General features: G+C 62.4%; 19 protein-coding genes. 2 read left to right on the top strand and 17 right to left on the bottom strand.

Translation table 11 applies throughout. The features are described from left to right. Window positions 1-3 precede the first annotated feature (3 nt). The 14 genes from urtD to trpS form a co-directional block, all read right to left on the bottom strand. Window positions 4-810 (bottom strand): urea ABC transporter ATP-binding protein UrtD, encoded by an 807-nt coding sequence (gene urtD / locus WFM45_RS02755; RefSeq protein ID WP_015377102.1) that lies wholly within the window; start codon window positions 808-810, stop codon window positions 4-6. Next, window positions 807-1,883, bottom strand: a complete 1,077-nt coding sequence (gene urtC / locus WFM45_RS02750) for an urea ABC transporter permease subunit UrtC (protein WP_033633793.1) — start codon at window positions 1,881-1,883, stop codon at window positions 807-809. The genes urtD and urtC overlap by 4 nt, the downstream gene beginning before the upstream one ends. Then, window positions 1,883-3,463 (bottom strand): urea ABC transporter permease subunit UrtB, encoded by a 1,581-nt coding sequence (gene urtB / locus WFM45_RS02745; RefSeq protein ID WP_099982639.1) that lies wholly within the window; start codon window positions 3,461-3,463, stop codon window positions 1,883-1,885. Before urtB ends, urtC begins: the two co-directional genes overlap by 1 nt. A 56-nt stretch (window positions 3,464-3,519) precedes the next feature. Continuing rightward, window positions 3,520-4,788: an urea ABC transporter substrate-binding protein gene (gene urtA / locus WFM45_RS02740; RefSeq protein ID WP_015377100.1), complete on the bottom strand. Its 1,269-nt coding sequence runs from the start codon at window positions 4,786-4,788 to the stop codon at window positions 3,520-3,522. Window positions 4,789-4,823: 35 nt separating this feature from the next. After that, window positions 4,824-5,534 carry a GntR family transcriptional regulator gene (locus WFM45_RS02735; protein WP_060560420.1) on the bottom strand — a complete coding sequence of 237 codons (711 nt, stop codon included), beginning with the start codon at window positions 5,532-5,534 and terminating at the stop codon, window positions 4,824-4,826. A 14-nt stretch (window positions 5,535-5,548) separates the two neighbouring features. Continuing rightward, window positions 5,549-9,169, bottom strand: coding sequence for an urea carboxylase (uca, locus tag WFM45_RS02730; protein ID WP_336954449.1), 3,621 nt, complete (start codon window positions 9,167-9,169; stop codon window positions 5,549-5,551). A gap of 2 nt (window positions 9,170-9,171) precedes the next feature. Further along, complete coding sequence (atzF, locus tag WFM45_RS02725; RefSeq protein ID WP_060558912.1) at window positions 9,172-11,001, bottom strand: allophanate hydrolase; 1,830 nt, start codon at window positions 10,999-11,001, stop codon at window positions 9,172-9,174. Window positions 11,002-11,255: 254 nt separating this feature from the next. After that, complete coding sequence (locus tag WFM45_RS02720; protein ID WP_336954446.1) at window positions 11,256-14,399, bottom strand: right-handed parallel beta-helix repeat-containing protein; 3,144 nt, start codon at window positions 14,397-14,399, stop codon at window positions 11,256-11,258. A 188-nt stretch (window positions 14,400-14,587) separates the two neighbouring features. Then, window positions 14,588-15,052, bottom strand: a complete 465-nt coding sequence (locus WFM45_RS02715) for a DUF1456 family protein (protein WP_004939471.1) — start codon at window positions 15,050-15,052, stop codon at window positions 14,588-14,590. A gap of 231 nt (window positions 15,053-15,283) precedes the next feature. Next, window positions 15,284-16,183: a phosphonate ABC transporter, permease protein PhnE gene (gene phnE, locus WFM45_RS02710; RefSeq protein ID WP_033633798.1), complete on the bottom strand. Its 900-nt coding sequence runs from the start codon at window positions 16,181-16,183 to the stop codon at window positions 15,284-15,286. Next, window positions 16,180-17,043, bottom strand: coding sequence for a phosphonate ABC transporter, permease protein PhnE (phnE, locus tag WFM45_RS02705; protein WP_021503954.1), 864 nt, complete (start codon window positions 17,041-17,043; stop codon window positions 16,180-16,182). The genes phnE (WFM45_RS02710) and phnE (WFM45_RS02705) overlap by 4 nt, the downstream gene beginning before the upstream one ends. A 78-nt stretch (window positions 17,044-17,121) precedes the next feature. Continuing rightward, window positions 17,122-18,054: a phosphonate ABC transporter substrate-binding protein gene (phnD, locus tag WFM45_RS02700; RefSeq protein WP_004939482.1), complete on the bottom strand. Its 933-nt coding sequence runs from the start codon at window positions 18,052-18,054 to the stop codon at window positions 17,122-17,124. Between the two features lie 40 nt (window positions 18,055-18,094). Continuing rightward, window positions 18,095-18,928, bottom strand: coding sequence for a phosphonate ABC transporter ATP-binding protein (phnC, locus tag WFM45_RS02695; RefSeq protein WP_019454697.1), 834 nt, complete (start codon window positions 18,926-18,928; stop codon window positions 18,095-18,097). Window positions 18,929-19,045: 117 nt separating this feature from the next. Beyond that, on the bottom strand, window positions 19,046-20,053 hold the full coding sequence (trpS, locus tag WFM45_RS02690) for a tryptophan--tRNA ligase (protein WP_033633800.1): 1,008 nt from the start codon (window positions 20,051-20,053) through the stop codon (window positions 19,046-19,048). 290 nt (window positions 20,054-20,343) lie between these two features. Here trpS and WFM45_RS02685 point away from each other — a divergent pair, with 290 nt between their 5' ends. Continuing rightward, window positions 20,344-21,219, top strand: coding sequence for an NAD(P)-dependent oxidoreductase (locus WFM45_RS02685; protein WP_085336469.1), 876 nt, complete (start codon window positions 20,344-20,346; stop codon window positions 21,217-21,219). 32 nt (window positions 21,220-21,251) lie between these two features. Here the strand turns inward: WFM45_RS02685 and WFM45_RS02680 are convergent, their stop codons facing one another. The 3 genes from WFM45_RS02680 to WFM45_RS02670 all read right to left on the bottom strand — a co-directional run bounded on the left by WFM45_RS02680 (window position 21,252) and on the right by WFM45_RS02670 (window position 23,946). Then, window positions 21,252-21,779 (bottom strand): cysteine hydrolase family protein, encoded by a 528-nt coding sequence (locus WFM45_RS02680; RefSeq protein WP_015377091.1) that lies wholly within the window; start codon window positions 21,777-21,779, stop codon window positions 21,252-21,254. 28 nt (window positions 21,780-21,807) lie between these two features. After that, complete coding sequence (locus WFM45_RS02675) at window positions 21,808-22,911, bottom strand: suppressor of fused domain protein (protein ID WP_242141563.1); 1,104 nt, start codon at window positions 22,909-22,911, stop codon at window positions 21,808-21,810. 162 nt (window positions 22,912-23,073) lie between these two features. Continuing rightward, window positions 23,074-23,946 carry an oxygenase MpaB family protein gene (locus WFM45_RS02670; protein WP_004939498.1) on the bottom strand — a complete coding sequence of 291 codons (873 nt, stop codon included), beginning with the start codon at window positions 23,944-23,946 and terminating at the stop codon, window positions 23,074-23,076. Between the two features lie 242 nt (window positions 23,947-24,188). On the opposite strand from WFM45_RS02670, the gene WFM45_RS02665 reads away from it, so the two are divergent. Further along, on the top strand, window positions 24,189-24,632 hold the full coding sequence (locus tag WFM45_RS02665; protein ID WP_004939500.1) for an acetyltransferase: 444 nt from the start codon (window positions 24,189-24,191) through the stop codon (window positions 24,630-24,632). Window positions 24,633-24,668: the final 36 nt, after the last annotated feature.

Below are 24,668 nucleotides of genomic sequence, written 5' to 3'. Positions count from 1 at the left end.
TCCTCAGCGCCCCAGATATACCTCAATCACCCGTTCATCGGCCTGCACCTGCGCCAGCGATCCTTCCGCCAGCACCTGCCCCTGATGCAGCACCGTCACGCGATCGGCAATGGTTTCCACAAACCCCATGTCGTGCTCCACCACCATCAGCGAATGCTTGCCCGCCAGCTCGCGGAACAGTTCGGCGGTGTAGTCGGTTTCGGCGTCGGTCATGCCGGCCGCCGGTTCGTCGAGCAGCAGCAGGTGCGGCTCCTGCACCAGCAGCATGCCGATCTCGAGAAACTGTTTCTGCCCGTGGGACAGCAACCCGGCGGGCCGGTGGCGTTCATGCCCCAGCCGCAGGGTCTTCAGCATCTCGTCGATGCGGTCGCGCTGCTCGCTGCTCAGGCGGGCGCGCAGGCAGGCCCACACCGACTTGCGGGTTTTCTGGGCGATCTCCAGATTTTCGAACACCGTCAGCGCCTCGAACACCGTCGGTTTTTGAAACTTGCGGCCAATGCCGGCGTGGGCGATCTGCATCGGCGCCAGCCGAGTCAGATCGACGGTCTGATCGTAAAACACCCTGCCGCTGTCCGGCCGGGTTTTGCCGGTGATCACATCCATCAGCGTGGTCTTGCCGGCACCGTTGGGGCCGATCACGCAGCGCAGTTCGCCGACGCCAATGCGCAGCGACAGATCGGTCAGCGCGCGAAAACCGTCGAAGCTGACGTTGACGTTGTCGAGCTGCAGCACCGGATCGGTTTGCTGCCGGTATTTGTCCGCCGGCAGCGGATGGGTAAACAGTTCGTCGGTCACTTGCATCGCCTTCATAAGCTTTTCCTCCGCCGCAGCAGGCCGATCACCCCTTTCGGGAGAAACAGCGTAACGACGATAAACATCAGGCCGAGGAAGAACTGCCAGTATTCGGGAATGGCCATGGTGAACCAGCTCTTGGCGCCGTTGACGATGCCGGCGCCGAGCAGCGGCCCCACCAGCGTGCCGCGCCCGCCGAGTGCCACCCAGATGGCGGCCTCGATCGAGTTGGTCGGCGACATTTCGCCGGGGTTGATGATGCCGACCTGCGGCACATAGAGCGCGCCGGCCAGCCCGCACAGCACCGCCGACAGCGTCCAGACGAACAGCTTGAAGCCCTTCGGATCGTAGCCGCAGAAGGTCAGGCGGTTTTCCGCATCACGCACTGCGGTCAGCACCCGGCCGAACTTGCTGCGCGCCAGGGCAAAGCCGATGGCCAGGCTGGCGGCCAGCAGCAGCACCGTCGCCAGGAACAGCGCCACCCGCGTGCCGGCGGCGGTGATGGGAAAGCCGAGCAGCGTGGTGAAACCGGTAAAGCCGTTATTGCCGCCGAAGCCGGTCTCGTTGCGAAAGAACAGCAGCATGCCGGCATAGGTCAGCGCCTGGGTCATGATCGAGAAATACACCCCTTTGATTTTCGAGCGAAAGGCGAAATAGCCGAACAGAAAGGCCAGCAGGCCCGGCACCAGCACGATCAGGCACAGCGCCCAGGCGAAATGCTGGGTGCCGCTCCAGAACCACGGCAGCTCATTCCAGGAGAGGAATGCCATAAACGCCGGCAGCCCGTCGCCCGCCGCCTGCCGCATCAGGTACATGCCCATGGCGTAGCCGCCGAGCGCGAAGAACAGCCCGTGGCCGAGCGACAGCAGCCCGGCATAGCCCCACACCAGATCGAGCGCCACCGCCACCACCGCGTAGCACAGGATCTTGCCCGCCAGCGTCAGGGTATAGGTGGACACCGCCAGCGGATGATCCGCCGGCAACAGCGTCATGAACGGCATCACCAGCAGCGCCAGCAACGCCAACCCGCCGATGCTCAACGCCAGCCGGGGCGCTTTCTGCACGCCGGTTACGGTCAATGGTTGGCTCATCAGTCAATCACCCTGCCCTTAAGGGCGAACAGCCCCTGCGGACGCTTTTGAATAAACAGAACGATCAGCACCAGGATCAGGATCTTGCCCAGCACGGCGCCGATCTGCGGTTCGAGGATCTTATTGACGATGCCGAGGCCAAAGGCCGCCGCCACCGTCCCCGCCAGCTGGCCGACGCCGCCGAGCACCACCACCAGGAACGAGTCGATGATGTAACCTTGCCCCAGCTCCGGCCCGACGTTGCCCAGCTGCGACAGCGCCACCCCGCCGAGCCCGGCGATGCCGGATCCCAGCCCGAAGGCCAGCATGTCCACCCGGCCGGTAGGCACGCCGCAGCAGGCCGCCATCGCGCGGTTTTGCGTCACCGCGCGCACGTTCATGCCGAGCCGGGTCTTGTTCAGCAACAGCCAGGTCAACGCCAGCACCAGCAGCACGAACGCGATCACCGCGATGCGGTTCCACGGCAACACCAGGTTCGGCAACAGCTGCACGCCGCCCGACAGCCACGCCGGGTTGGCGACCTCGACGTTCTGCGCGCCGAACAGCACCCGCACCAGCTGGATCAGTACCAGGCTGATGCCCCAGGTGGCCAGCAGGGTTTCCAGCGGCCGGCCGTACAGGTGGCGGATCACCGTGCGCTCCAGCGCCATGCCGATCCCGGCGGTGATGGCGAACGCCACCGGCAGCGCCGCCAACGGATAGAGCGCCAGCCACTGCGGCGCAAACTGTTGAAACAGCCCCTGCACCAGATAGGCCGAATAGGCGCCGAGCATCAGCATTTCGCCGTGCGCCATATTGATGACGCCGAGCAGGCCGTAAGTGATCGCCAGACCAAGCGCCGCCAACAGCAGGATCGAACCGAGCGACAGGCCGCTGAACGCCTGGCCGAGCAGATCGCCGATCATCAGGCGATGCTGCACGCGCTGCAGGCTGCGTTGCGCCTCGGCGCGCACCGCGGCGTCCGGCTCATTGGCCGCGTCGGTCAACGCCTGCAGCCGCGCGCGGGTTTCCGGCTCGCCCGATCCCCCCAGCAGCCGCACCGCATTGAAGCGCACCTGCGGGCTGGCGTCAGTCAATTGCAGGTTGGCCAGCGCAATGCTCAGCGCATCGCGTACCTGCGGGTCTTTCTCCTGCGCCAGCCGCCGGGTCAACAGCGGCAACTGCTCGCCCTGCGCCTCGCGCTGCAGCGCGGTCGCCGCCTGCAGCCGCACCGCCGCGTCCGCGCTGACCAACCGCTGCGCCGACAACGCGTTGGCGATCAGAATGCGCAGCCGGTTGTTCAGCCACACCTTCTTCGGTTCGCCAACCGGGGCCGCCTCACCTTCAAGCGGCAGATAGCGATCGCCCTGGCGGATAAAGGCGCGCTTCGCTTCGTCGATCGCCACGGTTTCCTGCTGCAGCCCCTGCAGCAACGGCAGGCGCGCGGGATCCGGCTCGGCCGCCCACGCCTGCAGCAGTTTGGCCTGCTGCGCGCGAGTGGCCGCCGCGAACTCATCGGCCGGCCCGGCCTGCGCCAGCAGGGGCCAGGCGCACAGCAGCCACAGCCCGACGCGCAAAAAGGATAAAAACGGAGATTGCATCAGCTGCCTCTTCTGTTAGGCCGGCGGGCGTCGAGCCGCGCCGGCGTTGAGTGACGTTACTTACCGCCTTTCACCGGGTAATCCGGTTTTTTGTCGTTGCCGGCGATATAGGGGCTCCACGGCTGCGCGCGCACCGGCGCTTCGGTCTGCCACACCACGTTGAACTGGCCGTTGCTCTCGATTTCGCCAATCATCACCGGTTTGTGCAGGTGGTGGTTGGTTTTGTCCATGGTCAGCGTGAAGCCCGACGGCGCGGCGAAGGTTTGCCCGGCCATCGCGGCGCGCACCTTATCGACGTCGGTGGTGCCGGCCTTTTCCACCGCCTGCGCCCACATGTGGAGGCCGACGTAGGTGGCCTCCATCGGGTCGTTGGTCACCGCGGTGGCGTAATTCGGCAGATTGTGCGCCTTGGCGTAGGCTTTCCACTGGCTGACAAACTGTTTATTGGTCGGGTTATCCAGCGATTCGAAGTAGTTCCAGGCCGCCAGGTTGCCCACCAGCGGTTTGGTGTCGATGCCACGCAGCTCTTCCTCGCCGACCGAGAAGGCGATCACCGGCACGTCGGTGGCCTTGACGCCCTGGTTGGCCAGCTCTTTGTAGAACGGCACGTTGGAATCGCCGTTGATGGTGGAGATCACCGCGGTGTTGCCGCCGGCGGCGAATTTTTTGATGTTGGCGACGATGGTCTGGTAATCGCTGTAGCCGAACGGCGTATAGACCTCTTCGATATCCTTGTCCTGCACGCCTTTGCTGTGCAGGAAGGCGCGCAGGATCTTGTTGGTGGTGCGCGGATAGACGTAATCGGTGCCCAACAGGAAGAAGCGCTTGGCGCCGCCGCCGTCCTCGCTCAGCAGGTATTCCACCGCCGGGATCGCCTGCTGGTTCGGCGCCGCGCCGGTGTAGAACACGTTCGGCGACATCTCTTCGCCTTCGTATTGCACCGGGTAGAACAGCAGCCCGTTCAGCTCCTCAAACACCGGCAGCACCGACTTGCGCGACACCGAAGTCCAGCAGCCGAACACCGCCGCCACCTTGTCCTGGCTCAGCAGCTGGCGCGCCTTTTCGGCGAACAGCGGCCAGTTGGAGGCCGGATCCACCACCACCGGCTCCAGCTTTTTGCCGAGCACCCCGCCTTTGGCGTTGATCTCGTCGATGGTCATCAGCGCCACATCCTTCAGCGGCGTCTCGGAAATCGCCATGGTGCCGGAGAGCGAACTCAGAATGCCGACCTTGATGGTGTCGGCGGCCTGCGCGCTCCAGGCCAGGCCCATGCCGATCGCGGCGGCGGACAGCGCAAAAGCTTTGATAAAACGACGACGTTGCATAGTTCAAACTCCCGATGTGTGTGAAATCAAAATCGTTACGCCGAGCGCGCAGGCTGCTGAGCCCGCGCCTGGTGCAACATGTGCAGCGTTATTTTTCGTACCTCTGCCTTGCTGACGGCGATATGCTCGCCGAGCAGCGTTTGCGCCGCCCCGCTTTGCCGCTGCAGGATCGCCTGCAAAATGGCGGCGTGTTCGCGGTAGGTGGCATCCACCCGCGCCTGCTGGGTGAAATCCAGCCGGCGAATGATGCGGATTTTTTCGGTCAGTTCGCGGTGAATGCGCGCCATTTCGCCGTTGCCCGCCGCGGCCACCAACGCCTGATGAAACTGCTCATCGTGCTGCGACACCGCCTTGCCGTCCGCCAGGTGCGGCGCTTCGGCCCAAAAACGGCTCAGCGCTGCCAGCGCGCCTGGCGTTTCCCCGGCCGGGCGTTCGCACAGCCGTTTCACCGCCTCTTGTTCCAGCACGATGCGCAGGTCGTACAGCTCTTCGAAGTAGGCGAAATCGAACGGCCGCACCTGCCAGCCGCTGCGAAACAGCACCTCGACATAGCCTTCGCGCTCCAGCCGAAACAGCGCCTGGCGCACCGGCGTGCGGCTGGCCGCCATGCGCTGCGCCACCTCGCTTTCGCTGAAGCGATCGCCCGGCAGCAGGCGAAACTCGAAGATGTCGGCCTTGAGCTGCAGATAAATGCGCTCCGCCAGCCCCTCCGGGCGCGCCTTGTGCTCTCCGTTGGTGATTTGCATCATCGCTCCTCCGTTCAGACCGCCTTTTCCAGCCACAGCAGGGCGTCGCCCGGCCCGACCGGCCGCCCCTGCCGGCAGCTGATGCGTTTAACGATCCCGGCGCGCGGCGCGGTGACCGCCAGCTCCATTTTCATCGCCTCGACCACGATCAGCGGCTGCCCGGCCGCCACCGCCTGCCCCGGCTCCACCAGGATCTTCCACACGCTGCCGTTCAGATCGGCGCTGACCAGATCGCCGTCGATGGCGTCTTCTTCCTCCGGCGGCAACAGCTGCGCCTCGGCCTCGTCGTCATCGCTGCGCCAGCGCGCCACTTCGGCGCTGAACGCCTGCTGCTGGCGATGCTGGAAATCGGCGATCGCCCCGGCATTGTCGGCCAGGAAACGGGTGTAGGCGGCGAAGTCGAACTCGCTCTCTTCGATGCGCACCTGCATGCGCCCTTCACGGAACGCTTCGCGCTGCTCGTCCAACTCTTGCTCGCTGACCGGGTAGAAGCGCACCTGATCGAAAAAGCGCAGCAGCCAGGGTTCACCGGCGGTGAACTGCGGGTTTTTGAGGAATTTGTTCCAGATCGGCAGCGTGCGCCCCACCAGCTGGTAACCGCCCGGCGAATCCATGCCGTAGATGCACATGTACATGCCGCCGATGCCGACCGTCCCTTCGGCGGTGTGGGTGCGCGCCGGGTTGTATTTGGAGCTCAGCAGGCGATGGCGCGGATCGAGCGGCACCGCGCAGGGCGCACCGAGGTAGACGTCGCCCAGCCCGAGGATCAGGTAGCTGGCGTCGAACAGAATGTCGCGCACCTGCTCGCGTCGGCTCAGGCCGTTGATGCGCTGAATGAAATCGACGTTGTTCGGCAGCCAGGGCGCCGAGGCGCGCACCGTCTGCTGATAGCGATCCACCGCCCCCAGCGTGGCCGAATCCTCGAACGCCATCGGCAGCCAGACGGTGCGCGTCGGCACCTTCAGCCGGCTGACGTCCCCCAGAGCCCGTTCGCGCGCCAGCAGGCGCTGCAGCAGGTCGGCCTGGCTTATCTGCCGGCTGTCGTAGCGGATCTGCAGCGAACGCACGCCCGGCGCCAGCTCCGCCACGCCCGGGATCGCCTCCTGCCGCAGCGACTGCATCAGCAGATGAATGCGCAGCCGCAGCGCCAGATCGAGCACGTTGTCGCCGTACTCCATCAGGATGTAACCGTCCCCCGCCTGGCGATACGCCACCGCCGGGCGCCCCTCCGCCGCCGGCAGCGCTGCCAGTACCGCGGCGGAAACGCTGTCCGCCGGGGCCAGATCCGGCGGCGGCAGGGTGATGGCCTTCACCGCCGCCAGCGCTTCGATGCTGCCAAGCTGCGCCTGCTCCAGCGACTGCGCCTGCCGGAAGCCGATCGGATGGAACCGGATGCGGTCGCCCGGCTTCACCTGCCCCACTTTCCACAGTTCGGCCTTGGCAATGGTCACCGGGCAGACGAAGCCGCCGAGGCTCGGCCCGTCGCGGGTCAGGATCACCGGGAAGTCGCCGGTGAAGTTGATCGCGCCGATGGCGTACTCGCAGTCGTGCACGTTGGAAGGATGCAAACCGGCCTCGCCGCCGTCCTCCCGCGCCCACTCGGGCTTCGGCCCCGCCAGGCGCACGCCGAGGCGGTTGGAGTTGTAATGCACCTGCCAGTCGGTGGCGAAGAAGGCCTCTATCGATTCAGCGGTGAAAAAGTCCGGCGCGCCGTGCGGCCCGTACAGCACGCCGATGTGCCATTGATCGCCGTAGTGCGGGATCAGGCTGTCGTCCATCGCCTGCGGCGCGGCGATCGGCGCCGGCGTGGTGCTGGCCGCCAGCGCCGGTTGGGCGATCGCCAGCATGTCCGCCACGCGCAAGGTGCGCCCGGCGTGGCCGCCGAACTGCCCGAGCGCGAAGGTGGAGCGGCTGCCGAGGTACACCGGCACGTCGAAGCCGTTACGCACCGCCAGATAGGTGCGGCAGCCGTGCGTAGCGCGCCCCAGCGTCAGCACCTGCCCGGCCCGCACCGTAATCGGCCGCCAATACGCAACCGCCTCGCCGTCCAGATCGGCCGGGCAGCTGGCGCCCGTCAGCGCGATGGTGGCGTCGCAGTGAAAGCGCAGCGTCGGCCCCTGCAGGGTAAACTCCAGCCCGGCCGCCGCCGGGTGGTTGCCGACGATGCGGTTGGCCAGCCGAAACGCGAAGTCGTCCATCGGGCCGGACGGCGGCACGCCGATGTCCCAATAGCCGAGGCGGCCGGGATAATCCTGCACGCTGCTGTAGGTGCCGGGTTGCAGCACTTCGAGGCAGTGCGGCTGGAAACGCAAATCGTCCAGCAGGCGCGTCCAGACGTCGCCGCGCTGAAATTGCGGCGTGGCGATCACCTGCCGCAGATAGTCGAGGTTGGTGGCGATGCCGTGCAAACGGGTCGCCGCCAGCGCCACGCGCAGTTTTTCCAGCGCCTGCGCCCGGTCAGCGCCGTGCACGATCAGCTTGGCGATCATCGGGTCGTAAAACGCCGAAACTTCGCTGCCGGTCGCCACCCAGCCGTCGAGGCGCACGTCGTCAGGGAAATGCACCTCGGTCAGCACGCCGGGGCTGGGCTGGAAGTTTTTCAGCGGATCTTCGGCATAGAGGCGCACCTCGATCGCCGCGCCCTGCGGCGCGCGGCGCAATGCCGCCCAATCCAGCGCATCGCCCGCCGCCACCTGCAGCATGCATTCGATCAGATCCAGACCGGTGACCATCTCGGTGATCGGGTGCTCTACCTGTAAGCGGGTGTTCACTTCCAGGAAATAAAACTCGTCGCGCGCGGCGTCGTATATGAACTCCACCGTGCCGGCGCTGCGGTAATTCACCGACTCGCCCAGCGCCACCGCCGCCCGATGCAGCGCCTGGCGGGTCGCCGCCGGCAGATGCGGCGCCGGGGTTTCCTCCACCACCTTTTGGTTGCGGCGCTGCAGTGAACAGTCGCGCTCGCCGAGCGCCGCCACCTGCCCCTGGCCATCGCCGAAAATCTGCACCTCGACGTGGCGCGCCCGATCGACGAAGCGTTCGATAAAGGCGCCGGCGTCGCGGAAGAACTGCTCCCCCAGCCGTTTGACGCTGTCGTACGCGTCGCGCAGCGCCGCCTCGTCGTCACAGCGCGTCAGGCCGATGCCGCCACCGCCGGCGGTGCTTTTCAGCATCACCGGGTAGCCGATGCGCGCAGCGGCGGCGACCGCCTGCTCAACGTTCTCCAGCAAGCCGGTACCCGGCGTCATCGGCACCCCGGCCAACGCCGCCAGCTCGCGCGCCCGGTGCTTGAGGCCGAACTCGCGCATCTGCGCCGCCGTCGGGCCGATAAAGGCGATGCCGGCCGCCTCGCAGGCTTCGGCAAACTCGGCGCTCTCGGACAAAAAGCCGTAGCCGGGGTAGATCGCCTGCGCGCCGGTGGCGGCGGCGGCCGCAAGGATCTTGTCGATGCGCAGGTAGCTGTCTGCGGCCTTGTCGCCGCCGAGCGCCACCGCCCTGTCGGCTTCGGTGACGTGCGGCGCATTGCGGTCAGCGTCGGAATAAACCGCCACGCTGGTGACGCCCAGGCGTTTCAGGGTGCGAATGGCGCGGCAGGCAATTTCGCCGCGGTTAGCGATCAGTACGGTAGTAAACATGTTCATGCTCCCTTAACGCTGGCGAGATAGTCGCGCCAGCCGCCAAACTCAGTGATATCCGTAGCGCCTTCCAGCGCCCAGGCTTCGCAGATAAACCCCTTCACCCGCCGGCCGTCCGCCAGCAGAAGTGTGCCGATGCCCAATGGCGTCGGGATTTCCGCCACAAACTCGCCGAAACGGGCCAGCGGGATGTCCCACAGCTCTACGCGGATCGCCGCCCCCTGCGCCGCGCGCGCCAGCCCCGGCTTCGGCGGCTCGGTATCGGCCAGCGCGTACAGGCGGTAACAGGGAGCGGTAACGGTTTGCTCTACCCACACCGCGTCGCGCTGCGTCAGCTGGGCGTTGAGCGGCATGCCGCTAAGGTGAGCGCCTACTACCGCCAGACGCACGTGTCCCGAAGACGGGGCCAGCGCCGGCTGCGGCGGCAATGCCCGGCCGATAGCGCCGAGCGGCAAGGCGCTTTGCCGTTGCCAGCGCAGGCCAAACGCCGCCAGCGCCCGGTCATGCCAGGCGGGCGCAATCAGGGTGATGCCCGCCGGCAGGCCGTCTTCGCGCAGCGGCCCCGGCAGCGCCAGCGCGCTCAGATCGGCCAGGTTGGTGAAATTGGTGTAAGTGCCGAACTGCGAATTGAACAGCACCGGTTCCTGCGCCATCTCCGCCAGGGTGCGGATAGTGGGCGCGGTCGGCACCACCAGCGCGTCGAACGGCGCCAGCCGCTGGGCGATCTGCCGCGCCAGCTCGGCGCGCAGGTATTCCGCCTTGTAGGCGTCGCAGGCGCTGTAGCCGAGGCCGTTGCCAACGATGCCGCGCACCACCGGATCGATGGCCTGCGGGCTCGCTTCCAGCACCTGCTCAATCGCCACGGTGCGCTCCGCCACCCAAGGCCCGTAATACAGCTGTTCCGCCAGGGTGCGAAACGGCGCGAAATCGAGGGGTTCCAGCGTGGCGCCGCCCGCCTGCAGCTGCGCCAGCGCACGATGAAACGCCCGCTCGGCCTGCACGTCGCCGAAAAACTCCAGCTGGGCGGGAACGGCAAAACGCGGCGCGGCGGGGATATCCGCCGGCGCGGTATGCGGATCGGCACGAGAATACGGGTCTGCCGCGTCAAAGCCGCTCGCCAGCTCCGCCACCTGCGCGGCATCGGCCACCGTCAACGCGAAGACCGACACCGTATCGTTCAACCGGCAGGCCGGCACCACGCCGCGGTTGGACAACCGCCCTTTGGTCGGCTTCAGCCCGACGATGTTGTTGAACCCGGCAGGCACGCGCCCCGAACCGGCGGTATCGGTGCCCAGCGCGAACGGCACCAGGCCGCGCGCCACCACCGAAGCGGAGCCGGAGCTGGAACCGCCGCTGACGTAACGGCTGTCGAAGCTGTTGACCACCGCGCCATAAGGTGAGCGGGTGCCCACCAACCCGGTAGCGAACTGGTCGAGGTTGGTTTTACCGAGGGCGATCGCCCCGGCGGCGCGCAGGTGGGCGACCACGGTGGCGTCCGCCGCGGCCTGATAGGTGAACGCCGGGCAGGCGGCGCTGGTCGGCCAGCCGCCGACGTCGATATTGTCTTTGATGGCGAAGGGCACGCCGAACAGCGGCAGGCGGCTGAGATCGCCGGCGACCGCCTCAAGCCTCTGCGCGAGCTGCCGATACTGCTGCTCGCGCTGCGCCGGCGTGGCGAGATACAGCCAGGCGTTATCGTCCGGGTTCAGGCCGGCGACCAGCGTTTCGATCGTCGCACTGACGCAGGCAAGGCGCTCGCCCGCCGGACGGGTTTGATAATGGTGCTGCCATTCACTGAGGGTAAAACCGCACGCTTCAACAGGTTCGCTCATCGGCTGAATTCCATCTGGTACACAAGATGGGATCCAACAGAGCAACCGGCGTGCCAATTTTTAATCTCATGATTTCAATAAATTATAATTAAAACTTATGACAGCGGCGGCAAACGGGCTGCACCAGCGGTGCGCAGCGGGAGAACAAAAAGAGTGCAATGGCGGGATGACGCAGAGGAAAAAACGGGGCGGCGACACTCGCCGCCCCGGAAGGATGATATGGATAGGTCAGCCATCAGCCGCAAGTTCAGTACCTACCATGTGGTGAGCGCCACCCTTCTCCAGGTATTGGCCGCCGTGCAAACATAAAAGAATGCGGAGTCTGCCGACCATTGGCCTATTTTACCGGGCGCAACGGCCGAAGCGGGAACGGCAACTCTGACACCTACGGGATCTCCGTTCACGTTCGCTGAATCATAAATATTCAACACTTTTATGTGGCCAGAGGAGAATTGGTTATTCGGCCCACCAATAGGGTAAGCGCCGTTACCGGCAGGATAAACGCCATTGTCAGCGACCGTTAACTGCTTAGTGTACAACCCGCTCCATTTGAATGAGGGCTGTCCTAAGGCGGTCGCGATATCCTTCTGCGGCGAAAAATCAGCAGGGGAGATGGATACGCCGCTGCTGGTCGTATTGTTATTCGCGCCAAGCGTAAACTTAGGTGCAAAACTAATGAAAGAAGCCCCGTCCTGAGCCAACCTGACGCCCGGTTCAAACCCCTGAAGGTTATTGCCTGGAGAAATACCGCCAAAGTAATGATAGTTGGTACTTCCCCCTCTGGCTGCATAGAACAGGTTATCGGAGTCGCCCTTGATGCCATGGAAAATCGCCGGATAAGCGCCATTACTGGCCCTGTCCGCCAAGGACCACGGAAGCTGCCTTGGAGCCATATCGGCGATTGCCGCGTTGGCGAATCTTGTCGTATTGCTCATCATGTTATCAAACACAAATGCCGCCGCAATGCCGTTTACCGGCTCTGCCGCCACATTGTAAGTGGTAGTACTCACGTTATAGAAACCGCCTCGACATTCAAAAGTGCTTCCATCACTCTGAAGAATGGCTTCACCTTCGCAAGTAAACTGCCCCAGGATGTTATCGGTGTTGGCCCGGGTGAGTTTGATCGCCGTTGCGCCGACGCCGCCGAACAGGTGGATATAGCAGAAACCGTTGTACCAGGTTGCTCTGTTGGCGTTTCCTCTCAGCTCCAGCCCCACGCCGGCATCCATATTTGTGCCGCCATCGCCCGGATTGCCGGAAACTTTGATCTGACATTGAATTTCATGGAACCCCACGCCGTGGAAGGAGCTATCCCCGCCATTGCTTTCCATCAAGATGTTCGACAAGCCACGGTGGAACCGGCAAGAGTGAAAACTGACGAACTCGGTAAACGCACCGGCATAGCCGTTCAACAGATGTAGGTTCACAAAAAACTTCATAATCAGCAATCTTTCATGCCGCATGAAGCAGGAACCATTAATCCGATAGCCGGTGCCCGTATATAACGCGCCCTTGGCCGGCGTAATCGTCAGGTCGCTGATATATCTGTTGGTATGGATCCCGGAACCGCCTTTCGACTCAAAACAAGCATGATCATTAGACGTCGGCTTAAAGAAGAATTTTGTACTAATCCAATTTTCACCCTCTATCGCAATGCCTTTATCTCCGGTGTAGTTTTCCCCCCCTAAATTTAACGTATCCGTAATGTAATAGTTGCCGGCAGGCACATAGAGCTTCTTGCAGCCTTGGCTAATCGCATAAGCGATAGCCTGTTTAAACGCCTGCGTATCATCCGTACCAACGCCAGCGGTATCATTCCAATCACCCTTCGCGCCGAACATCTGCGGGGTAATGTGGGCCACGCCTTCGTTCGGGAAGGAATACTGAATAAGTTGATTGCCCGTCACCCCAGCAATCGTAGAGAGAATAGGTTTAAAAGCGCAATCCCAGGCGTTCTTGCCAATAAGGGTCGTTTCGTCAAATTCCCCGCCTAACTCCAGCGCCCGAGCAGGCGCAGCCAGTTTAATCACATTCCCTTCAATAATGGCGTTTTTCCCATTCAAGAAACGGATATAACCAAACCCAGAGTCCGTCACCCGATTGCCGGAAAACACCGTACGGTCGCCATACAACTTGATCCATACCTGACTGGTGCCCCATCCGGAGTTGGTTATCTTATTGCCGGTCATCACGCAGCTATTAGCGAACAGGGCAACCTTGCAGTTATTGATAATATTGCCTGAAAGGGTCGCCTCCGTTGCGGCAATGCCATTGAAGGCCGACGTCGTGGAGGTACCACAGAAATTTAAAAAGTTATCTGTGATAACAGACTCCGTGACAGAAATATCATTGTTACCATGATAATCGATGCCATTCTCAACGGTATCCTCAACGTGATTCCCGATAATTCGGGAATTATTCGTAGGAATTTTGGTGGGGTTATTTACTAAGGAATAGTCTATCTGAATACCGAACCTTTCGATCGTCTTGATGTAGTTATTAGAGATATTAATGTCACTGATTCCACCCAGCGCGATGCCATAGCTGGTATTAACAATATGGTTATTGGCAACGGTCAGGTTAGTAAATGAATGAGGCGTGCCGGTCACCTCGTTATTGAGCGTCACCCCGCCCCCTCTTTGCGTGTGCCCTGCCCCTGCCGGTTTCGCAGGCTTGTGCCCATCGTGAATATGATTGTTCACGATTAAGATGTCATAAGCCTCTCTGTTCACACCCGTTTTCAGCAGGATCCCATCACCCTGGTGATTCGTCAGCTCGTTATTCTGGATCGTAATATGGCGGCCGCCACGAACCGCGATAGGTTCCTCTCCCAAATCTTTAAGTAAATTGTTCTCAAGGGTAACTGACGTACAGTCAGAAAGGCCCAAAGCATCAGTATGCATACTGATGACACAATTTCTCACGGTGAAGTTTTCACAACGGGTGAAAGCCATGCCGGTGCACGCGCGTGTGGCATACCACCAAATAGGATCTGTATCTTTCTGAGTCACCTTTCTCGTAATCCTCAGATCTTCCACGATGAAATTCGACTGTTCAACGGTATTAAAAATGTTGATTTGAGGCGTATCGTCATCCAGGTGAATTTCACCACCGCCATAAATATGGCAGTTGCTGGGGATCTGCAGAGGCTGCCAAGCCGAACCCAACGTCAACCGATAGACATTCGCCATTCTGACCTGGCGTTTTTTCATCGATTTAGCGGCGTCAATCGCCACTTTAGCGAACATGGCGCTAACAGCATCTCGATCATCGGCCAGGCCATCGCCTACGGCGCCAAACTGTTCAGGGGTATATTCAGCGAATTCGCCGCCGTCATTGACCTGAGCTGCGGCATTTTTTGTGTTGAACTGCGGATCTTCTTTTGACATTTGAGCCATTGAATTACTCCTCTGGATTTTACGTTTCAATCGACATTGAACGAACCCTGGAAAAGTAACCGGATGGGCGGCACGCCCTCCATCGATGACGGATGGCTGAGGGCCTGTACAACAACGGCGGGCGGGAGAGCGGCAATAAAAAAGGCGCAACCTTGCGATTGCACCTGATGTTCGGTGAACGCTGCGCGTTACTCGCCGCGAACGCGCTGCGCCAGCCCTTTGAGGAAGTAGCGCAGCATCTGATCGCCGCACGGGCGGTAGTTCTTGGTGCCCTCTTTGCGGAACAGCGCGCTCAGCTCCGGCTTGGAGATGCGGAAATCCACCGCGGTGAAAATCTGGTGCATGTCGGTGTCTTTCAGCTCGAACGCCACGCGCAGCTTTTTCAGCACCAGGTTGTTGGTGATCGGCAGCTCAACCGCCGGCGCCGGGAACTTGTCGTCCTTGCCGCGTTTGAAGAACACCAGGCCGTTGAGGAAGTGCGCCATCACTTCGTCCGGGCACTTCTCGTAGCCCGGCTCGCCTTCTTTGATCACGTAAGCGTCCATCGCCGACACCGCCACCTCGAAATCGTCCAGTTTGATAATCTCGACCATTTTGGCGTTGTTAATGCTCAGCATATAGCGCACGCTGCGCAGCACGTCGTTGTTCATCATGGGATTGCATTGCCTTTACTTGTCTAACGGGGACGTGCGCATTGTAAAAAAATGCCCCATACCCAAAATAATTGGAGTTGCATCGCGGCGGCAAATTTGTAAGCCCCCGGAGCATAGTTAACTATGTGACCGGGGCGCGCAAATGCAGCCAACAAAGAGGCAGCTCCAAGTATGACGGGTATGGCCGCACACCTTGAATGTGCGGCAGTATAGGGATCGGCAAGGGGTTTCTCAATCGATTTGGCTTTTTTGCTGATACAGCGGGATATCTTCGCCGATGATGTACTTGTTGCGCAGCAGCGAAGAGACCTTGTCCATGATCATCACCACCACCACCAGGATCAGGGTGATGAACATCACCACGTCCCAGTTCCACAGCCGCATGTTCTCCGCGTACACCAGGCCGATGCCGCCGGCGCCGACGAAGCCCAGCACCGCCGCAGAACGGGTGTTGGATTCGATCTGGTACAGGCTGAGCGCCAGAAAGGTGGGGAACGACTGAGTGAAGATGCCGTAGCGGTGCTTCTGCAACCCGTTGGCGCCTACCGCCGTCAGGCCGCGGCTCGGGGACTTGTCCACCGCCTCGTGCCCTTCGGCGTACAGTTTTCCCAGCAGCCCGACGTCCTGCATCACGATAGCCAACACCCCGGCCAGCGGCCCCATGCCGACGGCGCGCACGAAGATCAGCCCCCAGATCGCCATATCGATACCGCGCAGCACGTCGAGCAAGCGGCGCACCAGCACGGAGATCGGCCGCAGCAATGGCGTCGACATCACGTTGCGCGCGGCGAAGAACGACAGCGGCAGCGCGATCAGCGACGCGGTGATGGTGCCGGCGAACACGATGGCGATGGTGATGCCAATCTGCTGGAAGTAGTACATGAACGGCCAGTTGGCGAAGTCATGCCAGACGAACATGCGCAGGAAATAGCGTCCCAGCTGCTGGCAGCCGTTGATAAACTGCGGCCAGCTAATGCCGAAGACCAGGAAGAAGAACACGTAGTACAGCACGATCGCCAAGGCGATCAGGCCGACGGTGCGCAGGTAACGCCCCTGCTGCGCGAAGATCGCCGGATGCTGCTGTTTTAGCTGGCGCAGCGTTTCCGCCGACGCCGGAGTGCCCGCTGTCATTTTGCCCCCTCCACCACGCGCTTGCGCAGCTCGCCTGACACGTAGTCGAGCACGGAAACCACCACGATGATCAGCAGCAGCGTCATGCTGACCTGATCGTAGCGGTCGAGTTTAATGTTGGTCATCAGCTCCTGGCCGATGCCGCCCGCCCCCACCAGCCCCAAAATGGTCGACTGGCGAAAGTTGATCTCCAGCCGCATGAAGCTGTAGGAGAGAAACACCGGCTTCACCTGCGGCCACAGGCCAAAGCGCATGCGCTGCAGCGGCGTGGCGCCGCAGGCCGCCAGCCCGCGCACCGGTTTGTTGGAGGCGGTTTCGATCGATTCGTAGAACAACTTGGTCAGGCTGCCGATGGTGTGCAGCGCCAGCGCCAGGAAGCCGGGAATGGCGCCGATGCCGAACGCCATCACGAACATCACCGCCCACGCCAGCTCCGGCATGGTGCGCAAGAACGCCACCAGCGTGCGGATCGCCAGCCGCACCGAGGCCGGAGTATAGGTATTGCCGGCCGCCAGAAACGCCAGCACGGTCGCTACCAGCACCGAAAAAATGGTCGCCGCCAGCGCCAGCTGCAGGGTCTCCCAGATCAGCGGCAACTGGATGTTCAGGCGATAGCCCCAATAGGCCAGCGAGCCTTCGGTGCGCCCGTCGGCGAACAGCAGGTGCCAGTGCAGCGTCGGCACGGTTTCGGCCAAATAGTCGAAGAAGTGCGGAATAGACACCCAGACGGTGTGCAGGTTGAACTCGGCGAGGTTGCCGGCGCCCAGGTACAGCACCACCAGCCCGAGCGACCACAGCAGCGCTTCGCGCTTTTGCTTGCTGCGGATCCGTTGGTAATAGTGTGCGAAATCGGTATTCAAAACAGGTCTTCCATCGTTATGGAACAAGGGGTTCAGCATGCTGAACCCCTTCATTCGGGCGGCCGAGGCAGCCGGGAATCAACGGTCGCCTTTGGTCAGCTCGCGCTTCATATCGATGATGGTCTGGTATTCCGCCAGGGTGGTGTCGCCGATGTGCTGTTTGCCGCCCATCGCTTTGATAAAGCACGCGTGATCGTCTTTATCCAGCTTCTTGATGGCGGTGACCACTTTGGCCTTGAAGTCGGCCGGCAGCGAGTTGCTCACCAGGATCGGGCCGTTCGGGATCAGCGGCGACTGCCAGATGATGCGGATCTGCTTCATCAGGTCCGGATGATCCATGCGGATCATCCGGGTGAACGCGCCGCTGGTGTAGCCGGTGTTGTAGTCGCCGATCATCGACGCCCAGGTCACCGCGCCTTCAAACTGGCCGTTCAGCACGCCGAGGATGTCCTGCTCGTGGCCGCCGGAGAAGGTGACGCTGGAGAAGGTGTTGTTGTATTTGTTGTCGACCGTGCCGCCGAACAGCTTTTTAAACGCCTGGTTCGGGATCAGGAAGCCGGAGGTGGAATCCGGATCGGCGAAGCCGATGGCCTTGCCCTTCAGGTCTTCCAGTTTCTGGTACGGGCTGCCGGCCTTCACCACCACCACCGAGTGGTAGCCGCGCGACTGGTCGACGTCATCGACCGCGATGCCGACGATGTCCACCGCTTTCGGATCCTTGATGTAGACCGAGGCGAACGACGACGGCGACATGCTCAGCACCAGGTCAATCTTGCCGCCCAGCAGGCCCTGGATCACGCCGGAATAGTCGGACGAGTTGCGCAGCTTGGTATCGACGTTCAGCTCTTTATCCAGGAACTGCTTCACGCACTGGTTATCGCCGATCTGCTGGGTGGCGTTCTGGCCGCCGAGAATGCCCAGGTTCAGCTCTTTCGGCGCATCCGCTGCGGCAGCATTAAATACCATCATCGCGCCGGCCATCAGGGTGGTCAGACTCAATACTTTTTTCATTAGGTGTGCCTTGTGTGTAAAGGGTAAAGGTCAAAGTGCTTCAATGGATCTGATTGGCTTCTTCGCCATACAGCTGGTGCAGGATCCGTTCGTTCAGTTGCGAAGGATGCCCGTCAAACACGATCTTCCCGTGGGCGATGCCGATCACCCGCGAGCAATACTCTTTCACCAGTTCGACCGAGTGCAGGTTCACCATCACCGCGATGCCGTCTTCGCTGATTTTCTGCAGCGCATCCATGATGCGGCGGGTGTTTTTCGGATCGAGCGACGCCACCGGCTCATCGGCCAGCAGGATTTGCGGATTTTGCATCAGCGCGCGGCAGATGGCGACGCGCTGCATCTGGCCGCCGGAGAGGTGCTCGGCGCGCTGCAGCGCGTGCGGCAGCATGTTGAGCCACTGCAACAGCTCAATGGCGCGAGCGCGATCGGCGTCATCGAACAGTTTGAAGAACGATTTCAGGGTGGAGGTGTGGCTCAGGCGCCCCAGCAGCACGTTGGTCATCACGTCCAGCCGCGGCACCAGGCAGAAGTCCTGGAAGATCATGCCGCAGCGCGCGCGCCACTGGCGCATCTGGCGGCCGGCAAGCTGGGCGATATCCTGCGCCACGCCATCGTCTTCGAAGTGCAGCATCTCGCCGCAGCTGGAAGGAATAGTGCCGTTGAGGGTATGCAGCAGCGTGGACTTGCCCGCGCCGGAACGGCCGATCACCGCCACGAATTCGCCGGCGTGCAGATCGAAATTGATGTCATCCAGCACGCGCTGCTGCGCTTTGTAGGCCTTGCCGAGCCCCTTTACCGATAACACTTTGCGGGATGCGGCGGCGTGCTGCCCTGGAAAGTCGTGCTGCGCCAATTTTAACAGTGCCTGAGCCATATGATTTCTCTGGTTTCAGTGGCTAATCATTATGGGCACCTATTAACGGATAAGTTTATGACAGTGGGATGATGGTTTTATGGCCGGGGCGTGACGCGTGCCGCCCCGGCGTGCGCATCATTCCAGGCTAAAGAAGTCCAGCCCCAGCGCCGCCTTGACCTGCTGCAGCGTCTGCTGGCTGACCTGATGCGCGCGGCGGGTGCCGTGCTGCAGGATGCGCGTCAGCTCGCCTTTATCGGCGATGAATTCGGCGCGGCGGGTGCGGATCGGTTCGAGCAGGCTCTGCAGGCAATCCTCCAGCAGCCGTTTGATTTTCACGTCCCCCAATCCGCCGCGCCGGTAGTGCGCCTTCAGCTCCGCCACCAGCGCGGCGTCTTCGCAGAAGGCGTCCAGATAGGTGAACACCATGTTGCCCTCTACCCGGCCGGGATCGCTGACGTTGAGATGACCGGGATCGGTGAACATGCTCATCACCGCCTTGTGCACCTCGTCGGCGCCGGCGCCAAGCGGGATGGCGTTGCCGCGCGATTTCGACATCTTGCCCTGCCCGTCCAGCCCCGGCAGACGCCCGACGTTGCTCAACAGCGGCTGGCACTCCGTCAGCACCGGTTGGCCGACGATGTGGTTGAAGCGCCGCACGATCTCGTTGGTTTGCTCCAGCATCGGCAGCTGATCCTCGCCGACCGGCACGTGGGTGGCACCGAAGGCGGTGATGTCCGCCGCCTGGCTGACCGGATAGATCAAAAAGCCGGCCGGCAGGCTGCGGGCGAAATCCTTCTCGGCGATTTCGTTTTTCACCGTCGGGTTGCGTTCCAGCCGCGCCACGCTGACCAGATTGAGGTAGTACATCGTCAGCTCGGCCAACGCCGGCAGCGCCGACTGCAGGCAAATGGTGGTCTTGTGCGGATCGATGCCGACCGCCAGATAATCGGCTACTACGTTGAGCACGTTGGCGCTGATTTTTTGCGGATTGTTGCCGTTGTCGGTCAGGCCCTGCAGATCCGCCACCATCACCGTTTGGTTATGCTGGTGCTGCAGTTCCACGCGCTGGCGCAGCGAGCCGACGAAGTGGCCTAAATGCAGTGGGCCGGTGGCGCGATCGCCGGTAAGAATGGTGTAACTCATGACAGTGCTCCTGAAGGTCTGTAGACCGCCGGATCAACGCCACAAAAAATAATGCCGCCAAACCGGCGGCATTAAAAAGAGATGTGAATACTCGTGCCGCCTCAGAAGAGGCGCCACCATGACTGATTGTGGGTGGAGTGCATCGATATATTCATGGCATCAAGGTATACCCGCTGCGGCAGCACGTCAATAACCCGCCGCCGGTGCGTAAGACGACGTTACACTCCGGCATTTGCGTTCCTGGCCTGGCGCGCTAGGGTAAAACCTTCAACCTGAAAAAGGAGCGCATGATGAAGATCGGATTTGCCGGACTGGGTGGGATGGGCAGCGCCATGGCGGCCAACCTGTTGCAGGCGGGCTTCGCCTTAACGGTATGGAACCGCTCGCCGCAGGCGGCGCAGCCGCTGGTGAGCGCCGGCGCGCGGCAGGCCGAACGGCCGGAACAGTTGGCCGATGCCGAGGTGCTGATCACCATGCTGGCTGACGATGCCGCCACGCAACAGGTGGTGGTGGACAGCGGATTGCTGCAACAGATGAAACCGGGCGCGCTGCATATCAATATGGCGACCATCTCGGTCGAACTCGCCAAACGCCTGACGACGCTGCATGCGGAACACGGCATCGGCTATCTCGCCGCGCCGGTGCTGGGCCGGGTCGACGTGGCCGCCGCCGGCAAGCTGAATATTCTGGCGGCCGGCGATAGCGAGCGGCTGAAGCAAGCGCAGCCGCTGTTCGATGCCCTTGGCCAGAAAACCTGGCACTTCGGTGCCGATCCGGCGCAGGCTAACGTGGTCAAAATCGCCACCAACTTTACCTTGGCCAGCGCCATTGAAGCGATGGCGGAAGGCAGCGCGCTGGTGCGCAACTACGGCGTGTCCGGCGCCGACTACCTGCAGATGCTGAGCAGCACCGTCTTCGCCGCCCCGGCCTATCAGGGCTATGGCGCGCTGATCGCCGCCGAGAAGTATTCACCCGCCGGATTCCGGCTGGCGCTGGGGCTGAAGGACGTCGGGCTGGCGCTGGCCGCCGGCGCCGACAGCCATACGCCGATGCCGTTCGCCGGGGTGCTGAAAGACAACTTCCTCGACGCGATGGCGCAGGGGGATGCGGATCTGGACTGGGCGGCGCTGGCCAAGGTGGCGGCGCGGCGGGCGGGCCTGAAATAACGAACGGGGGCGTTGGCCCCCGTTTTCCGTTCTCAGAACACGATGTCCGCCGCGGGCACTGCGCGGATCGGCACGCCGAAGCTGTCGATGTTCGACAGCGTCTCGTTATGGTGGGTGCGGATCAGCAGGCCATCGGCATAGGATTTGTCGTGGCAGGTATGCGCATCCGCCGCCAGCGTCACCGGATAGCCGCGCGCCGCCGCGCTGCGCACCGTGGTATCGATGCAAAACGGCGTGGAGTAGCCGCAAACCACCAGCTGCGATACGCCGTTGGCGATCAGTAACGCGCCGAGCGAGGTGCGCAGGAACGAGTCCGGCGTGGTTTTCTCCACCCGATGGTCGCCCGGCGCCACCGTCAGCGCCGCGAGCACTTGCCAGGCGGCGCTGCCGTGCGGCAACTCATCGTCCGGCGTATGGTGCTGAATGACGACAACCGGCGCACCGGCCCGGCGGGCGCGCTCGCTCAGCTGATTGATGCGCGCAACGGTGCCCGCGGCATCCGCCGGCGGCGGCGTAAACAACCCTTCCTGCACATCGATAATCAACAGCGCGGTGGTCATGGCGGCTCCTGAAGAAAAGATAAGCGCGTCAGCACACCGGCTGGCGCGGGCGGAAAATATGGTCGACGCCCTGCTCGCGCAGCCTGTGCACCAGATCGTGCCCGCCATTCGGCGTGGCGTGCGCCAATTGGCGCTCGGCGGTAAACACCGGGCTGGCCCAGAACAGGTTAACCGGATCGCCATACTGCTGCGGCAGAGCCAGGTGCGCGTGATGCGGGTAGAAGGACGACGATAAAATATAGCCCTCATAGCCCAGCGGCGCCACGTCGGACTCCAGCGTATGCCCTTCGCCGATCCAGGTCAGCCGCGCCCACGGCGCATGAGCGAAACCGGCCAGCGCGCTGGCCATCTGCACCGCGTTGTCTTCAGTCATGTATTGGCTATCGATGGCGATCGCCATCTCCATGCGGCGATAGCGCGAAGCCTCGTCGTTGAACAGGATCTCCACCCACGGCATCGGCCGGATGCTGACCCCCATGGTGAGGAAGTAATAGATGCCGTCGCGTTCGTGCTGGGTGATGGCCATCGGCGGCCACTTGCCCTGATCGATGGCGTAGTATTTTACCGAAGGGCCGAAATGCGGCTCATAGCGCGCCTGAAAATCGCGCTGCATCTTCGGCCACGGATTGCCCTCTTCACGCTGCCAGCTGCGCCAAAACTGGCGGGTGCTTTCCGCCTGCGCATATTGCGTGTTGGTCGAGGCCGAACCGAGCGGATAGGCCAGTGGGCTCTCCTTGATACAGCTGGCCGAGTAGCACACCGAATGATCGATATACAGGCTCCAGCCGGGGATCACCGCCAACAGTTGGCCGTAATACCACAGGGCCGCGCCGTCGTCGCTTTCGCTCCACACCACCATCAGCCCTTCCGGGTTCAGCGGCGCTTCCCCTTCCAGGTTGCGGCAAAACTCCGCCGCCAGCATCGGCGGCTGCCCCTGCTCCAGCGCGGCGCGATCTTCCTGCAGCGGCGCGGCGGCCAGATTGCGCAGCCAGCAGGCGCGCACCTGATAGCGATCGCTGTAGGCTTCGGCGGGATAAATGTAAAAATAGGCTGCCCGGTGATCTTGCTGAACCACCGCGACCAGCGTCTGGTTCTCATTGCTGACTTCAGCAAGTACGTATGACTCGTTCATATCACCTCAATAGGGTCAGGGCGCGGCAGAATCGGCTGCGCGCCAAAAATGGAATGTGGCTTTGCCCCAAGTGTAAAACGCATTACTGGCCGGATCACCCGTAAAAGTCTCAAAAACGGCCGTAAACGAAGATAAACAAAGGCTAATTATAGCGGCTGCGGCTCATGACGGCTGAGTGATGCGCCGCACCGCACGCTGATAGGAACCGTTGCGCATCGACGCGCCCAGCACCTTGCCCAAACCGGCGGCGCCCGTTCGCACCAGCCGCCGCCGCAGCGCGCCCGGATGAAAACCGAACTGCCGCTGCGCCCAATCGGGCAACAGATCGATGCCCGCCTGCATCACCACCCCGCCGAGGGGGCGCGCCAATGCGCTCGGCGCCGGCGCCTTCAGCAGAATGCGCGCCACCTCTTGCGTGCGTTCATCGCACACCAGCTGCGGCCGCATCGCTTGCAGGTATTCTTCGACCTCCGCGCAGGACTGAGGAATTGCCGTCGCCCCCAGCGCGGCGGCCACGCGCGCCGCTTCACGATAGTATTGATCCTGCAAATCGCGGGAAAGGTGCGGGTTGCGGTAGCGCAGGTGGCTGGCCAGAAAACGGCTGCTCTCCGCCACGTGCACCCAGGTCAGCAGCGCCGGATCGCTGGCGGCATAAGGCGTGCCGTCGCTGCCGACGCCGGTCACCCGCAGATGGATGGCTTTGACTTTGGCGATCAGCCGCTGCGCCTCGGCGGTCGGGCCGAAGGTGGTGACCGACACGAACTGGCTGGTGCGGCGCAGGCGGCCGATCATATCTTCGCGAAAATTGGAGTGATCCCACACTCCGGCCAGCGCCAGCGGGTGCAGCATTTGCAGCAGCAAGGCGCTGACGCCGCCGCACAGCATCGGGGTGAAGTCGCGGTGTACCTGCCAGATGACAGACTGCGGGCCGAACAAGCCCGGATCGCCCGGCGGGTTCTCAAAATCGACGCCGCCGAGCGCCAGCCCGGTCAGGCTGAGCACCTGTTTTTCTATCGCTGCGCGTACCGCTTCCATCCTGCCGCCCTCTTGCTGGTTCAGCGGCCAGTGTATCACGCGACGGGCGCCTCATTGCGCCCTGCGGCGGTTGAAAGCATTAACTTGCTGAATTACAGTTGTTATACCGCTTGCGAGAAGGCGGGCCTATTCGATCCACTGCAGAGGCGCTTTGCAGGGCGTTAACCCACGTTAATTCGGCACTAACCCCACAAAACCTCTATCTAGTTTCTTTTCCTTCAACTTAGATAGCAGAGAGTTCGATGATTACCATCAGAGCACGCGCGGCGGAAGACAACGCGCAATTGGCAGATATCTGGCTGCGTTCGGTGCGCGCCACCCACCATTTTTTAACCGAAGACAACATCGCGCAGCTGTTCCCGCTGGTGCTGAACGACTACCTGCCGGCGGTCAACGTTTGGGTGGCCGAAGACCGACCGGGGCATCCCTGCGGCTTTATCGGCCTGAACGGCAACAAGGTGGAGATGCTGTTTATCGACGCCGATCAGCGCGGCCAAGGCGTGGGCAAAGCGCTGTTGACCCACGCGGAAACGCTGCACGATGAGCTGCAGCTGGACGTGAACGAGCAAAATCCGCAGGCCAGCGGTTTCTACCGCCACTACGGGTTTGTCATCACCGGCCGCTCGCCGCTCGACGGCCAGGGCAACCCGTTCCCGCTGCTGCACATGAAGCTGGACAAACGCTAGCCCTCCGCCGGCCGCCCTGCGGCCGGTTTTCTTCCC

This window comes from Serratia sp. KG1D, from assembly GCF_037150675.1.
Classification (GTDB): domain Bacteria; phylum Pseudomonadota; class Gammaproteobacteria; order Enterobacterales; family Enterobacteriaceae; genus Serratia; species Serratia nematodiphila.
The sequence above is the reverse complement of the archived record's forward strand: the minus strand, read 5'-3'. Positions and strand labels throughout refer to the sequence as shown.